The following is a 15,176-nucleotide window of genomic DNA, read 5'->3' as shown; positions in this document are numbered from 1 at the left end:
GTTGTGATGCCATCACCCCCGATTGGGCCGTCCACAGCGCCCCCTCGACCCACACCCGTCGCAGGGAAGAGCCTCTCTCGCCTCCCCGTGACCGAGCGTGTGACAGAACCCGGAGGCCCGCCTCCGCGTCGCCCGCTCACGCCGCGGGGGCCGGTCGAGAACGATGTTGTGGGAGGGCAGCAGCGGCGCCTCGGCCCTTCCCCCCGCCTTCCGCGTGCCATGGTGGTCGGGGAGGAGAGCGGTCAGATGTCCCGCGGCCCCGGGGGAGGAGGCGGCAACCCCATGGCACGGGCAACCGGTGTGCCAGGGACCGAAGGTGTGGCTTCAGGGCGTCGGTTGGCCTCGGAGCCCGGAGGGCCGGTGAGCGGGCCACGCACGCCGAACCCCGGTGTCGCCGGCACGCGTCAGCGTGGAGTCGCCATCGGCGAGGAGAACGGATCTCACACACGGGGGCCCGTGTCAGGGGCGGCGCCTTCTGGCGGTTCAAATAGCGCGGCAAGCGATCCTTCCAGGGAGTCGGGCAGAGGACGCAGGGTCGCCTCCGAGCCCGGGGGGTCGATCGCCGATCCTCGTTCGTCCTCTGGGAGAGGGGCCGCATTCACCCGTGGGGGTACCGGGCTCGTTCGGTCAGGTCAGGCCGAAGGACAAGAGCCTGCCGCCCCTGGAGCCTCTGGCACCGGCCGTCGCGGTCCCTGGCCTGAGAGTCGGCAAGGACATGCGGTCGTTGATCAGGGAGCCTGGGAGCTAGGGCGCCAGGACGCATTGCCTCCCGTCATTGAATAGTCGGCACTTGAAGTCTCAGGAGATTTCGCAGGGATGTCAGTCTTGTCCAGTGGAAACACGAGGCGCTCAGTGCGTGGCTTGACGCTGCTCGCGGCTCTGATCACGTGCATGGGAAGTTTCACATCCCCTGCGATCGCTCAGGATATACGTTCGCGTCAGTGGTACCTCGATGCAATGGCTGCCGACGAGATGTGGCGGACCAGCACAGGCAAAGGCGTCATCGTTGCCGTGCTGGACACCGGGGTCGACAGCTCGCTCCCTGAATTGCGTGGGCAAGTCCTGGAGGGGAAGGACTTTTCATATAAGTCAAAAGGGGCCACTGTCGATACCAATGGGCATGGCACAGACATGGCCGCCGTTATTGCGGGAACAGGACGTTCCGGCGGTATTCAAGGTGTAGCGCCTGGCGTGAAGGTGCTTTCCGTCAAGACTGGTTCTGGACCTGGATTCGGCGATCTAGCGTCAACTTACCTCAAGGCAATGCGGTATGCGATAAAGCATGGGGCTCGCGTAATAAATCTTTCGGAGACCATCCTCAGCCCCTTGAATGAAGAAGACAAAAAGAAGCTCCAGGACGGCCTGGATGAGATCAACAAGAGCGATGCCCTGATATTTGCCGGGGTCGGAAACGATGCTGAGTCCGATAACTTTGCGGGCTATCCATCTAGTCTCCCCGGGGCTATCGGGGTTGCTTCTGTCGATCAGGGCGGCACTGTTTCCACTTTTTCGACTCATGGCCCGCAAGTGGCCCTCGCAGCCCCAGGTGAAGGTATTCCTGGGCACTGCAAGGATGGGGGAGGTTGGTGCGAGCAGTCGGGTACCAGTTATGCCACCGCCATCGCCTCGGCGTCAGCCGCCCTGATCTGGTCCGCTCACCCCACATGGACCGCGAACCAGGTTCTGCGCGTGATGATGCAAACGGCGAGCAAGCCCAAGGGCAAGGTTCCCAGCGAGTACATCGGCTACGGCATCATCCGTCCCGGCCAGGTTCTGCTCGACGGCAAGGGAGACCCGGGGGCAGCGGACGTCAATCCGCTGTTCCCGAACTACCACCCAGGGCGGAGTTCCTCCACATCTCCGTTCCCCTCATCGAAGACCGACGCCCACTCGGGCGCTGCACACGCCAAGGACAAGGCCCCTGCCGCCTCCGCAACGGGTCACGATGGCGGTAGTGGCAACGCGCTCGTCTACGTTGGAGTCGGTGTGGTCGTGGCTCTGGTCCTCGGCGGTGGGGGCTATGCACTCGCCCGCAATCGCAGGCGGGTATAGCTGCGGCGCCGACTGGGGTCTGTGGGGTGGCATTCGAAACCGGGAACAGCCCCGAAAGCGGGGTCGACGCATTCCATGTGTGATCTTAGTGAGTATCGAGAGTGACCTTTTCCGGAGCCGGGTAGGCGACCTTGTTCTTGCATGACAGGCGATCTTCCAGGTCGGTGAACCTCTGTGCGGATTTAGTCAGGATACTGATGTCGGCACGATCGGAGAGGCCCACGTTATCGAAGAGCGTGACCTGGAATGCGAGCATCTTCTTGCCCTTGGACTTCTCGGCCAGGTCGGGACGTTGGCAGTCCACCAACAGTTCGGTGAGCTTTCCGTCGCCGGTGTTGCGTACGCTGTAGGACGTAGACTTGCCGCTCTTCCTGTCCGCCGTCGGGAAGGATTTGGGTCCCCAGTTCACCGTAATCCTGAACAATCTTTTTCTGCCTGAATCATCCAGGATGCCGCACGGCGAACCTGCTTCTGGCTTGAAGCTGGTCATCTCTTTGTTCATCCCCAAGCTGATTTTAACGGCCAAGTCCTCGCCGTCTCGGGGTACAACCACCTTCTTCAAGCCGTGATGCCGCTTTGCTTCAGTTACGGTTTCCTCGTCGAATATGCCCAGACAGGTCTTCTCGCTGAGCTGAGTGAGATAGGGGTTCTTGGATTGTTCTTCGTCCTCTCGTTTTGAATCGCTATCACTCCCACCGCAAGCAGTGACCGTAAAAACAAGTAGACAAGCGAGCGATGTAACGGCCCCGGAGGGCACTTCACCCAGAGGGGGGATGCGCATAGTCACCTTCGGCTCCTGTTATTTTCCGCTATCGGTGAGCCTGCTGTTGCCCACGCCGCGGTCGTAACCGTTCTTTAGGGCTTCGTCGGCTCTGGCGTACCATGACGAGTTATCAATTTCTGGATGGACTGTGACATATGAATCGAATGCGACTGCTGATCGGCGTTGACTCTTCTCGATGAACTCCTTCTTGAGGTCGCTCGCATCTCTGTCGATCTTGGTGTCAATTTCTTCTTGGCGGCGCTCCGTTTCTCTATCGATTTGGATGCCCGTGTGCGTTTCCATCGCTCCGGCCGCGCCATCGATGAATGGTGTGACGAATGGTGCGTACCTCGCGGTCTCAAGGGGCATGGTGATGAGACTTGTGGCGCTGCCGATTCCCTGGCTTACGCCGTACTTCTTCCATTCGGCCGCTTCAGATAGTTTTCTGGCCTGCTCGGCCTTGGTGTCTTCGGCGTTTGACGTGATGGCGTCGGCTCGCGCTTCATCGAGGATTCCCTGAGTCTCGGCGCCGGTTCCAAAGATGGCGATAAGAGAATCATCTGCCTGAGGATGGGCCTTAACGGCGCTGATTGTGAACTCTTGTTGCGCGACTGAGAGGATCTTATAGCTGTCATCGTCTCGGCCAACTGCTGAAAGGAAATCGTTGGCTCGCTGATGTGTAACGAGGATATCGCCTTCACCGATTGCGCCGAAGGCGGCGTCCCGAATCCCGCTACCGGAATTCTTGTCACCGTAGTTCGCGGTTGCCCAGTCCAGGTTGTCGATATAGCCCGCACCCATTCTGGCCAGGCTGTCGCTGAGCCCTGGTTTGTCTTCGGCCAGCCCTGAATTTTCGGCGACCATGACGACTGCCTGGGCCATCACATTGGCGCTTGCCGAGGTCCTGTGCAGACCCAACTCAGGCTGGTCATACGGGTGGCCTAAGGTGGCTGCTTCCAGAGCGTGGCCCAACTCGTCGTAGCCGTAGCCGCGATCACTGGCAGCGAGAGGATTCCCATTGGGCCAGTTCCGGTCCTGTAGGAGATACTTCAGGTCGGGGTCCGCCGTAGCCAATGGGTCTTCTTCATAGCCCTCCCGGTGGAACAGCGATTGGGCCGCCTCCGGATTGCGCCCCAGCGCCTCCATGTACCCCGCCATGGGGTCCATACCCTGGTCGCTTCCCTTGCCGAAACTGAGGTACGGCGTATATCCGTTGGGGCTCCACAGACCCTTGAGGTCGTCCTTGTGCTTGCGGTCGAACTCGATCAAGCCACCGGTGCGGCCGTCCTTGTCGTGGCTGTTCGGATCCTTGTAGCCCTTGCCGTAGTCGTACAGGAAATCCTTGTCATACTCCCCGTACCGCAGCAGGCTGCTCATGGCCTGGAAGCCGTAAGGGCCCTTAGCAATCGGGCCGCCGGAATGGGTGTCGTCCAACCGTTGGGGGCCGAGATTGATGACGTCCCGCTTCCATTGCTCGATGGCCTTGCTGTCAGAGTGGGAAGCTGTGGCCAGGGTGAACCCCAGGGACTTCTGCAGCTTTTCGAGTGTCTTCGTCCGCTCGCCGCCCGTCTGGGTCGTGTCGGCGGCGTGTTCCCAGAACTGCAGTGTGCCCTTCGCGCCGAGTTGGACGGCGAACTTCTCCGAGAAGAGCGGGTCTCCCTCGTGTTTCGAGAGGATCGAGTTGACCTTCTGGAGGTCGACCGTGGAGAGTTCGCTCTTCAGCTTTGCCAGTTCGGTGACCGTTTTTAGGTCTTTGTGAGCCTGATCGCGTCCTTTTTCGGCACCCTTGATGCTGTTAAAGCCGTCGCCTGTGAACCCTTTGCCTCGGCCGTTGAAGTCTTGAGCGAGGGCCCAATGCAGGATCTCGTCAGCCGCGGTGGCGTCCGAGAGTACTTGCAGGATTCGGTCGTTGTAGCTGGATACTGTTTCGGAGTATCGCTTGGCTTGCAGGGTTTCGGCCTGCTCTGAAATGTCGTCAAGGTTCGTTGGCTTGTACGACACACGGCCCTGCTCGTCGATGGCCAGATTCTTGTCCGCTTCGATATCGTCCTTGTAGCCCTTGAGCTTCTTCTTGGCATCCTTGAACTTGGTGTGGGCGTCGCTGAGAAGGCCGTGCATGTCCTTGGCCTCAAGGGCAGCCTGCTCCATCTGCTTCGCGACTGCCTTGATCTTGTCGGCGGCCGCCTCAGCTGCCTTGCCCTCCCAGTCCGAGTTGGTGATGGGGGACGTGACCTGCTTGGTGAAGTTTGTGCTGACCTGTGTGAAGTGGTCTGGAAGGTTGCGCCACTTGTCGACGGCGTCGGAGAGCGGTTGCAGGTTCACCTTGAGGAGATCGTGGTAGGAGACCATCGTCCTTATCGCATTCCATGGCTATTCTGGTGGATGGGATGTGTCGCCTCGGGTTCCTACTACCTGGCCACGCGTTTGTTCCCATCGGCGTCCCTGAACTTATCGACGGTGTCCTTGTTGCCGATCTGGAATTCCGCGGCGGCGTTCCGCAGGGCGCCCGCGACGCCGTGTTCGAGTAGCCCATGTACGTAGCGCATCTGATCCCGCCACCGCTCCTCGAACGTGTCGAAAGCAACGGCGCAGTCGAACCCTTTGAGGCTGCCTTTGACCTGGCCGGTCTCCTTCATGGCCTGGTTGTCAGCTTCCGCGAAGTTCCGGCGCGTGTCGTCGGCCTTGTCGGCCATTTCACGGAGAACCTTCGGCGTGACCTTGAGCTTCTCCTTCGGCGCCGCGGCGCCGCCGTCATGAAATGCGTTGATCTGCATGCGGGTCGCCTGGCGCTCTGCCGCTTGCGTGCGGAAACTTGCCCATTGCTCGTCGAACGACACGAGATCCCTCCTGACGCCGCATCAACTTTGTTTTATAGACAGGTCAATAGTTGTTAAACATATCGCGTCGTGGAGCGGGGCGCGCGACTGCGACGGGTTATTCGCTGCCTAACTCATCTGGCAGCCAGCCGAGCTGAACCAGCCGGGTGCCACCCTTCCGGGTGATCAGGGTGCCGCGCCCCTGGGGGAGGCGGCGGGGGCGGGTGTTGCCGAGGAGGTCTCCTTCGGCTGGGTCGCCCGAGAGGATGACGCCCTGGGCGCCGAGTTGCTTGATGCGTTGCATGAAGGGCTCGTACGAGGAGCGTGAGGCGCCTGCCGTGTTGCGAGCGATGATCAGGCGGACACCGACGTCGCGGGCGTAGGGCAGCCGGCTCGTCAGGAAGTCGAGAGGGTTGCCGGCGCTCGTGGCGACCAGTTCGTAGTCGTCGATGATGACGAAGAACTGCGGACCGCTCCACCAACTGCGCTCGCGTAGTTGCCGCGGGGTGACCTCCGGGCCGGGAGCTCGGTGTTCCATGAGGGTGCTCAGGGCGTCCATGTGCAGTTCGAGCGCCGGGGCGGCGGGGGCGTACTCCAGGAGGTGGGAGTCCGGTATGGCCTCCAGGAGCGTACGGCGGTAGTCGCCGACGATGATCCGCGCCTCGTCGGGGGTGTAACGCTGGCTGATCTGCTGGGCAAGCAGGCGCAGCAGAGAGGTCTTGCCCGATTCGCTCTCGCCGAAGACGACGAAGAACGGATCGGAGTCGAAGTCGATGAAGACCGGCTCCATGCGGTCCTCGTCGATGCCGATCGGCAGCCCGAGGTGCGGGGTCTCGAAGCTCTTGGGGAGGCGGTCGGAGGGGAGTTCGCGCGGGAGGACGCGGACCTCGGGGGCCCGGGGGCCGGTCCAGTGGGTGTTGACGGCGCGAACCAGGGCCGCTGTCGATTCAGCGGATCCGGCCGATGTCGGTCCTGTCGGTGTCGGTCCTGTCGGTACCGACGCCGACGCCGACGCCGACGCCGACGCCGACGCCGACGCCGACGCCGACGCCGACGACGCGGCCGTACCGGTCGTGGTCGGCTCTGTCCGTGACGGGCCAGCCGTCCGCTCGTCCGCCTCCGGCCGAAGCGCGGCTCCGATCCGCGGTTGCGCGGCCAGGAAGTGCAGCCGTTCGGGGATCTGGCCGCGGCCCGGTGCGCCGACCGGGACGTTGGCCGCCACCTTACGGTCGAAGTCCGAGTCCAGCGGATCGCCGAGACGCAGCTCCAGACGGTTCATGAACTGGTCCTTCAGCGCGGCCCGCACCTCCATGTAACGGGTGGCCGACAGGACCACATGGACGCCGTAGCCCAGTCCCCGCGTCGCGAGGTCCATGACGGCGCCCTCGAACTGCTCGTACTCCTGCTTGAAGGTGCCCCAGCCGTCAATGACCAAGAAGACATCCCCCCAGACCTCGTCAGGGAGCTCACCAGCTGCCCGCCGCTTGCGGTAGCCGGCGATGGAGTCGACGCCGTGCGTGCGGAAGAACTCCTCGCGGCGGCTCAGCACTTCGACGGCCTCGGCGACCGTGCGGCGCACCCGGTCCGGATCGAGACGTGACGCCACTCCGCCGACATGCGGCAGCTCCGATATCCCGCTGAGACCTCCGCCGCCGAAGTCCAGGCAGTAGAACTGCACCTCGTGCGGGGTGTGGGTCAGAGCGAAGGACGCGATGAGCGTACGCAGCAGGGTGGATTTACCGGACTGCGGCCCGCCCACCACCAGCAGATGGCCCGCGGCGTTCGAGAAGTCGCGGTAGAGGATCTCGCGCCGCTGTTCGAAGGGCTTGTCGACCAGTCCGACCGGGACCACCAGCCCGCCCGCCCCCGGATAGTCCGGTGAATGCAGACCACGCGCCGGCGAGACGGCCAGGGAGGGCAGCAGTTCGTCGAGTGCGGGGGAGGTGTCCAGGGGCGGGGGCCACACCTCGTGCGCGGCCGGTCCCTGGTCCTCGAGACGCCGGACGATGACGTCCAGGACCGTGTCCGGCACCGCGTCGCTCGGGTGAGCCGTAGTGGCGGCGGGTGCGGGCGCGGCATAGGAGACCGGCACCGGGACCGCCGTGAACAGCGTCGGCCGGCGGTCCATTCGCCGAGAGCCGCCCGCCCCGTCGTCCGCCAGCGCCTCGGCGGTGCGGTACGGGCCCGAGACGTAGGCGGCCTTGAAGCGCACCATCTCGTCCGTACCGAACTTCAGATAGCCGGAACCGGGCAGCGAGGGTAAATGGTGGGCGTCCGGCACGCCCAGCACGGCCCGGGACTCCGTGGCGGAGAAGGTACGCAGGCCGAGTCGGTACGACAGGTAGGTGTCCAGACCGCGCAGCCGCCCCTCCTCCAGCCGCTGGGTGGCCAGCAGCAGATGGACGCCGAGCGACCGGCCGATGCGGCCGATCTGAATGAACATCTCGATGAAGTCCGGTTTGGCACTGAGCAGTTCACTGAACTCATCGATGATCAGGACGAGCGATGGGACAGGCTCCAGCGGCGCCCCCGCGACCCGCGCCCGTTCGTAGTCGTGGACATTGGCGTAGTTGCCCGAGGCACGCAGCAGCTCCTGGCGGCGCTGCAATTCGCCCCGGATCGAGGCCTCCATACGGTCCACGAGCGTCAGGTCGTCCGCCAGGTTGGTGATGACCGCCGAGACATGCGGCAGGTCGGCCATGCCGGTGAAAGTCGCACCGCCCTTGAAGTCCGCCAGGACGAAGTTGAGGTGTGCGGAGGAGTGGGTGACGGCGAGCGCCAGGACCAGTGTGCGCAGCAGCTCGGACTTTCCGGAGCCGGTCGCGCCCACGCACAGACCGTGTGGGCCCATACCGCCCTGAGCCGCCTCCTTCAGGTCCAGCATCACCGGTTCACCGTCCTCGCCGACCCCGATGGGGACCCGCAGGCGTTCGCTCGTCGTCCGGGGCCGCCAGGTCCGGGCCACGTCCACGGAGGACGCGTCGCCGAGGTCCAGCAGATCGGTGAAGTCGAGCTCGTCCAGGAGCGGCTCGTCCTTGCCCCCGGCGCCGACGCGCAGTGGCGCGAGCTGGCGGGCCAGGGCCTCCGCCGCCTCCAGGGGGAGCACGTCCGGCTCGCCTTCGTAGACCAGTCCCGCAGCGGACTCCAGGAACAGCTTTCCGGGGCGTACGTCGAGCGACAGGCTGCCGCGCGGCTCGTCCAGTTCCCCCGACACCACTTCGGCGACGGTGACGCCCTGGATGCCATCCGCACTCGCCAGCAGGGAGTCCGGCGGGACGGTGCCGCCGTCCAGCACGATGAGGAGGTGAGGCGCGTCCAGGACGGGCGATCCGTCCGGTGCGAATCGGGGGCGCTCGGAGAGCGGGCTGCCCTGGCCGTCCGGACCGTACGCCGCGACAAGCGCCTCCAACTCGAGCGCGTCCCGGCAGAACAGCCGCCGGGTGCCCGCCCCGTCCAGCGTGCCGGGGATCTGGGAGTGTGGCAGCCACTTGGTCCATTCCCAGCGTGCGACCGATTCCCGCCCGTCGGCCAGGACCGCCACAGCCAGGTCCTCCGGAGAGTGAAGGGTGGCCAGCTGGCACACCAGCGCGCGTGCGGTGCCCTGGGCCGTGGCCGGGTCCCCGGATACGGTGAAGTGGTAGAAGCGGCGCAACGACACCGCGACCGGTAGCCCGTCCACCGCGCCGTACAGCATCAGGAACCGCTGCATCGCGCCCGCTGTGAGCGGCTCCAGGTCCTCGATCAGCGCCGTGGTCGGGGCCACCAGAGGGGTCGACAGCTGCTGGGGACCGACACCGATACGGGCCTGCCCGAAGTCCTCGTCGCCGACCCTGCGTTCCCACACCCGGCTGCCCTCCGCGACCACCGCCCAGAGCTGGTCGGGCGCGGGGTGCAGATAGAGCAGCACCTCGAGTTGTGCGCGGGCCGTACGGCGGACACCGCGGCGCATCTGCGCGAGGTACCTCAGGTAGTCGCGGCGTACGCCCGCCGCCCGGCCCTCCGTCCCGCGCCGGAAACGCACGATCTGGGCGGCGACGGTCGCGAGGGCGGATGCCAGCATCAGCCAGCCCATGACGCGCATGAACGGACCCGCGCCCGAGTTGAAGAAGTAGACCATCGATCCGCCCATGCCGAGCAGGGGCACCAACTGCGTCAGCAGTCCTTGCTGCTCGCCGCGCGGCAGTTCGGGGGGAGAGCTGAGCTCGACTTCGTCCGTGGGCACGGTCGGCGGCAGCGCCCGGGTCGGACGCTTGACGAGAATCTGGCTCACCGGGTGGTCAATCCCCCTTCTGTGGTCTCCCGTGCAAGGAGCGAGATCCGTGATGGCGTCGCACCGGCACTCCGGCGACACGATTCCCCCGAACCCGGTGAGCCTATCGACACGGGGTGTCACCATGCGGTGGCACCCCGGCGTGTCGTGCGTATGAACAGGAAATCTCCACGGCTTTGAGAGGGAGGAGATCATCGCGCGCCGTGCAGGGTGGCTCCCGCGCCGTCCATCCGTGAAACTGGGGGCCGAGAACTGAACGTCCGGTGGTACAAAGATTTCCCGCTCCGGAAATGTCATCGCAGAGCGGGATCTTCCAGTGGACTCGCCGAAGAGGTAAGCGCTGATGTCGCAGCCGCCCCAGCCCCCCGACCAGCCACCCTCCGGCGGTTTCGGCGCGCCACAGGATCCTCGTCAGGGCGGCGAGCCGTCCAGGGACGGCTACGGCACATCCTCGCGGCGTCCGGTCCCGCCTCGTCCGCCCGCGCCGCCGGCCGTCCCGCCGGCGCCTCCGGTGGGTCCCCCGGCCGGTCGTACTCCGCCCCAGATATGGGATACGGGCGCGTTGCCGTCGGGCCCTCCCGCAGTGCCCGGGGTCCCGGCCCCTCCCCGGGCCGACCCCGCCAACCCGTACGCACAGAACCCGTACACCGCTGCGCAGGGAGGGCCCGGGTACGGCGGTATGTACACCCCACCGCCCGGTCAGCCCTACGGCACGCATCCCTCCGGCGGCGGAGGCAGCGGCCGGAACACGAGACGCAAGGCCGTCGTCATCGGCGTGGCCGTGGCGGTGCTGCTCGCGGCGGGAGCCGGGGTCTACGCGGCGGTGAGCGGTGGTGACGACGACAAGAAGCCCACCGCCACCTCGACGACCACCCCCGCTGGTCAGGACCGGCAGGACCGCACCCCCGAGCCGACCGGAAACGGTGAGAGCACCGGCGGTCGTGACGGTGGCGAGAGCGAGAGCGACCCCAACGACGTGCGCCGGGCCGGCGAGGCGAAGGTCCTCTACCAAACGCGCGCGCCCGAGGTCTCCAAGAAGGGCCTCGATGTGCCCGGCTTCTGGGTGATGAAGGGATATGTGGTCAAGGCGGTCGAAGACAAGATCGTCGCGTACAAGGACGACGGCACGAAGAAGTGGACGCTCTCCCTGCCCAAGGCCGTCTGCGCCGCGCCCAACTCCACGACCGCCGGCAAGGTCGTGGTCGCCTATGAGGGGCATGGAAAGGACTCGTGCAGCCAACTCGCCCTGATCGACCTGGACAAGGGGGTCAAGGTCTGGGACCGCGACGCTCCCGGGGCGGGCTCCTTCGGCGGCGGCTACACCAGCATGGGCATGGCGCAGAGCGGCGACCTGGTCGGCTTGTCCTGGTTCGGCGGTTCGGCCGTCATCAAAGTCCGCGACGGCAAGGAGGTCTCCCTCGAAAAGCCGAGCCCGGGTTGTTCCGTCGACGGTTACGCGGGAGGGAAAGCGCTGCTGCGCGCCTACTCCTGTACCAATGGCACCGCCAAGCTGCAAAAGGTGGCGTCGAATGGCGTGATCACATGGACCTATGTCGTCCGTAAGGGCTATAAGGTCGACAAGATCTTCTCCACCAGCCCTGTTGTGATCGCTCTGAGCGACCAGGACCGCAAGGCCGGCGGCATCCTGGCCGTATCGGACAGCGGTAAGGAGCGGTCGGCCCTGGCCGTGGGGAAGCAGTCCTACCAGCCGCTGTGCGGAACGGACCTCTTCGGCACCAATTTGGGCAGTTGTCAGGGCGTCGCCGCCTCCAGGGACACTTTCTATCTGCCGACCGAGATGACCCAGGACAGCGCCGGGGGCTCGACGAGTGAGATCCACGCCTTCGACCTGGACAGCGGGAAGAGGAAGTGGGCGGCCAAGGTGGCCGGTCGGATGCTGCTTCCGTTGAGCATGGACGGCAAGAATCTGATCGCCTATGAGGAGCCCTCATACGACAAGGCCGGTCTGGTCGTCAGTATTGGCCCGGACGGCGGCAAGCCGAAAACCGTGCTGAGGTTGCCCCAGGCCACCCGCGAGGCGGAGAACGGCTTCTACTCCGCCACTCATGACTACCGGAACGGCATTTTCTACATCGCCTCGAATCGCATAACGGGGACTGAGGGCACCAGCGAGAAGCTCATCATGGCCTTCGGCTCCTGAGGTGAGCCGAGCGCCGACCACTGCCGGAGAGGGGGCCACCGAGATCGGCGGCCACCCTCTCGTTCACGCTCGTCGGCCCCTCATGCTCCTCAGCTCAAGTCGAATTCACCGTCCCGTGCGCCCAGCACAAAGGCACGCCACTCGGCCTCCGTGTAGCGGAGCACGGTCTCGGGGTCAGCGGAATTCCGCATGGCCACTGCCCCCTTCGGCAGATAGGCGATCTCCACCCGGTCTTCGGAGGTGCTGCCAGGTGCGCTGAGCCACTCGACACCGGAAATGTCGAGGGCGTACAGCTCTTCCTTCTCTTTGGCGTCGGCCACTGGTGGAGAACCCCTTCGGATACCGCGGATAACATCCCGCACGGCCTTTGGACGGAAGGCGAGGGCGGGCCACTGCGCCCGGACTCCCGCCACGTCCCACAGTGTTGTCCACAGCGCGTGACGCGGCAATCGAACATGGTGACAAGGGCCCCGGTAGGGTGTCGCCAGGGGCGTAACGCGGGCGGGGCGACGGGATGGATCGAAGGCGGGGGGCCTTCCGCATGAGTGCGGACTACAGCACGCAGAGAAGCGGAGCCATGGCCGAGGCGGTACGCCGTCCCGGCCGCCTGGATCGTCCCCGCGGTCACAGGGGGCGTCTGTGGAGCCGCTGAGTCAGGACGATCCGCGGCGGCTCGGCCCGTATCACGTCATCGCGCGGCTGGGGCCGGACGCGGGTGAAGGTCCCGCTATGGAGAGCCACTTCATCGCACGCAGTGTGGCGGGGGACCGTACGGTCGTCGTCACCGCACCGTCGCAAGAGCTCGTGGACGACGTCGCGTACCGGGAGCGCTTCCGGGCGGAGGCGGAGAACGCGAGGCTTCTGGGCGGCGGGCGGCCTCCGCTGTGGCTGGCTCCCGTTGTCGAGGTCTCAGGCGGGGGTACGGGGCAGCCGTGGAGCGCCACGCCGTTTCTGCCGATGCTGTCGCTGCCCGCGGTGCTGGAGGCAAACGGAGGCCCGCTTCCTGTGCGCACCGTAAGGGCGTTGGGAGCGGCGCTGGCCGAGACGCTCGCTGAGGTGCACGCCGCGGGCTTTGCCCACGCGGGCGTCGCACCGGGCACGGTCTTCCTGGCGGGAGACGGCCCGCGACTGGTGGGCTACGGCGCGGTGCGGGCCGCCGCTCCGGACGGTGAGGCGCGGGTGGGGCTCCCGGGGCTGGAGGACGACGCGGTGCCCCCGGAACAGGCCGCGGGCGGGCGGCCGCGGCCGCTGGGTGACATCTTCGCCCTGGGCGCGGTGCTGGCGTACGCGGCGACCGGGCGACGGCGGCCGGACGTCGAGGATCTGCCGGAGGAGTCGCGGGGCGCTCTGGTCCGGTGTCTGGCTCAGGATCCGGCCGACCGGCCAACGGCGCGAGCCCTGCTGGACGAGCTGATGCGCGGCGTAAGCGTCCCCCTTCCCTCAAGCACGGTGAGGGCGCCCGCTGGTGCCCCGCCCACGGTTGTCGACGCGGGATCCGCGGGTTCGAACGGTGGCGCGGCGTGGGGAGCGGGCCCGGGATCGACCGCACTGGACGGCTCCGGTGGCCTCAGCCGGGCCGTGGGGGCGCTGGGGCCGGGATGGCTGCCGGGGCGGGTGATCGCCGCGCTGTCCGAGCTGTCCTCGGCGGTGCTGGCGGCGGAGATCGAGTCGGTGGAGGCGCCGTCCCCGGCGACGGCGGACGTGCCAGTGGGGCCGGGTACCGCCATGGACCGGGCATGGCCGGAGCGCGGCGCCGCGCCTTCGGTTGTGACCGGGCCCGGGCCGGTGCATGAGACCGGGACGCCGGCCAGGACCGCCTCGTCCGGGAAGACCTTCGCCCCGTCCCTCAGCCCTTCCCGGCGCCGGCTCCTGCTGGGTGTCGCCGGTGGTACGGCCGGGCTCGCCGTCGGCGGTGGCGCCACGTGGCTGGCGACGGCCCCGGATGCGCCCGCACCGCTCACTCCGGCCCAGCGCCTCGCCGCCGACCGCCCTCACCGTCGGCTGCCGGGCGCGCCGCCCACTCCCTTGTGGCGCTACGACGTCAAAGGGGTGGCTTCGAGATACGCCCCGCTCGTCTGGCGTGACGCGGTCGCCGTCCTCACGGGGAAGCGGGCGGTCGTGGGGATCGATCTCCGTACGGGTAAGCGGCTGTGGACGCGGGACGGACTGCGCCCGGCGGGGCAGCCCTGGGTGGCCGATGGGGACGCGCTGGTCGTCCCGGGGGACGGGCTGGTGGCGCTGGAGCCGCGGACCGGTCGGGTCCGCTGGCGCTCGAGTGACTTCCGGCAGGGTGCGCGGAGTTCGTTCACGGGGCTGCTCGCGGTGGCCGGGAGCACGGTCTGGTTCACGGCGACGGTAAGGGACGAGGGCGGAGGCGCGAACGGTGACCGCGTCGTGGTCGCCTATGACGTCCGTGAGCGCGCGGAGTTGTGGCGCGGTCCCGTGGCGGCGGGTTTGAACGAGGGACATCTGCTGAAGGACGCGCTGGTGCTGATGGCAGGTGGTGACCAGGACGGAACGGCTGCCAAGAGGGCCGTCGCGCTCAGTCGGGACCACGGGAAGGAGCTGTGGCAGCGGGTTTATCCGGGCATGACCGCGAAGGGGCTTGTCACCACCGACGCCCGTCGCACGCTCATCGCGGCCCTCGGAACCACTTTGCGGGGCTTCGACGCGGCCCGGGACAAGGCCGCCCTGTGGTCCGTCAGTTCCAAGGGGAAGGGACCCGAGGGTCGGCCCGCCGATTTCGGGCTTCCGCTCGTCCATGGGAAGACCGCCTATGTCGCCGACGGTGGTTTCGCCCTCCACGCGATCGAGGCGGCGTCCGGCGAGATCCAGTGGCAGCGGGCCTATGGCTTCGTGATGAAGGTGCTTGCGGCGCCGCGCACGCCCGACACGCTGGTCAGCCCGGCAGGGCGCAGGGTGCTGGTGGCCGGTGACGCCGAGGTGGACGCGTTCGACGCCGAGGACGGCTCCTTGCTGTGGCGCTTCACCGATGCCGGTGCGGATCCGAGCCCGCGCGCTCAATCGCCCCGCCGGAAGGTCGCGTTGACGGATGACAGGGTCGTCGTCGCCGGGAGCGGAAGCGTCTACGCGCTGCCGCTCGATTAGGAAGGA

The 15,176-nt window shown here is 66.6% G+C and carries 8 protein-coding genes; 3 read left to right on the top strand and 5 right to left on the bottom strand.

Features of this window, described 5'->3' with window-relative positions; translation table 11 throughout:
* The first annotated feature begins 957 nt into the window (after positions 1 to 957).
* Positions 958 to 2,052 (top strand): S8 family serine peptidase, encoded by a 1,095-nt coding sequence (locus ACFYOY_RS43655; RefSeq protein WP_388593392.1) that lies wholly within the window; start codon positions 958 to 960, stop codon positions 2,050 to 2,052.
* Positions 2,053 to 2,137: 85 nt separating this feature from the next.
* Here the strand turns inward: ACFYOY_RS43655 and ACFYOY_RS43650 are convergent, their stop codons facing one another.
* The 4 genes from ACFYOY_RS43650 to eccCa form a co-directional block, all read right to left on the bottom strand.
* Positions 2,138 to 2,839, bottom strand: a complete 702-nt coding sequence (locus ACFYOY_RS43650) for a hypothetical protein (protein ID WP_388593389.1) — start codon at positions 2,837 to 2,839, stop codon at positions 2,138 to 2,140.
* 12 nt (positions 2,840 to 2,851) lie between these two features.
* Positions 2,852 to 5,164 (bottom strand): hypothetical protein, encoded by a 2,313-nt coding sequence (locus ACFYOY_RS43645; protein ID WP_388593386.1) that lies wholly within the window; start codon positions 5,162 to 5,164, stop codon positions 2,852 to 2,854.
* Positions 5,165 to 5,223: 59 nt separating this feature from the next.
* Positions 5,224 to 5,652, bottom strand: a complete 429-nt coding sequence (locus tag ACFYOY_RS43640) for a hypothetical protein (RefSeq protein ID WP_388593383.1) — start codon at positions 5,650 to 5,652, stop codon at positions 5,224 to 5,226.
* 97 nt (positions 5,653 to 5,749) lie between these two features.
* The gene (eccCa, locus tag ACFYOY_RS43635; RefSeq protein WP_388593380.1) at positions 5,750 to 9,901 is read right to left on the bottom strand and encodes a type VII secretion protein EccCa; all 4,152 of its coding nucleotides are present in this window, start codon (positions 9,899 to 9,901) and stop codon (positions 5,750 to 5,752) included.
* Between the two features lie 679 nt (positions 9,902 to 10,580).
* Between eccCa and ACFYOY_RS43630 the strand changes: the two genes are divergently transcribed.
* On the top strand, positions 10,581 to 12,062 hold the full coding sequence (locus tag ACFYOY_RS43630) for a PQQ-binding-like beta-propeller repeat protein (protein WP_351902993.1): 1,482 nt from the start codon (positions 10,581 to 10,583) through the stop codon (positions 12,060 to 12,062).
* 89 nt (positions 12,063 to 12,151) lie between these two features.
* Here the strand turns inward: ACFYOY_RS43630 and ACFYOY_RS43625 are convergent, their stop codons facing one another.
* Complete coding sequence (locus tag ACFYOY_RS43625; protein ID WP_020868058.1) at positions 12,152 to 12,382, bottom strand: DUF397 domain-containing protein; 231 nt, start codon at positions 12,380 to 12,382, stop codon at positions 12,152 to 12,154.
* Between the two features lie 319 nt (positions 12,383 to 12,701).
* Between ACFYOY_RS43625 and ACFYOY_RS43620 the strand changes: the two genes are divergently transcribed.
* Positions 12,702 to 15,170 (top strand): PQQ-binding-like beta-propeller repeat protein, encoded by a 2,469-nt coding sequence (locus ACFYOY_RS43620; RefSeq protein ID WP_388593377.1) that lies wholly within the window; start codon positions 12,702 to 12,704, stop codon positions 15,168 to 15,170.
* Positions 15,171 to 15,176: the final 6 nt, after the last annotated feature.

This window comes from Streptomyces sp. NPDC007875, assembly GCF_042868035.1.
Lineage (GTDB): Bacteria > Actinomycetota > Actinomycetes > Streptomycetales > Streptomycetaceae > Streptomyces > Streptomyces antimycoticus.
Note: the sequence above shows the minus strand (reverse complement) of the source record. Positions and strands in the feature narration are given on the sequence as shown.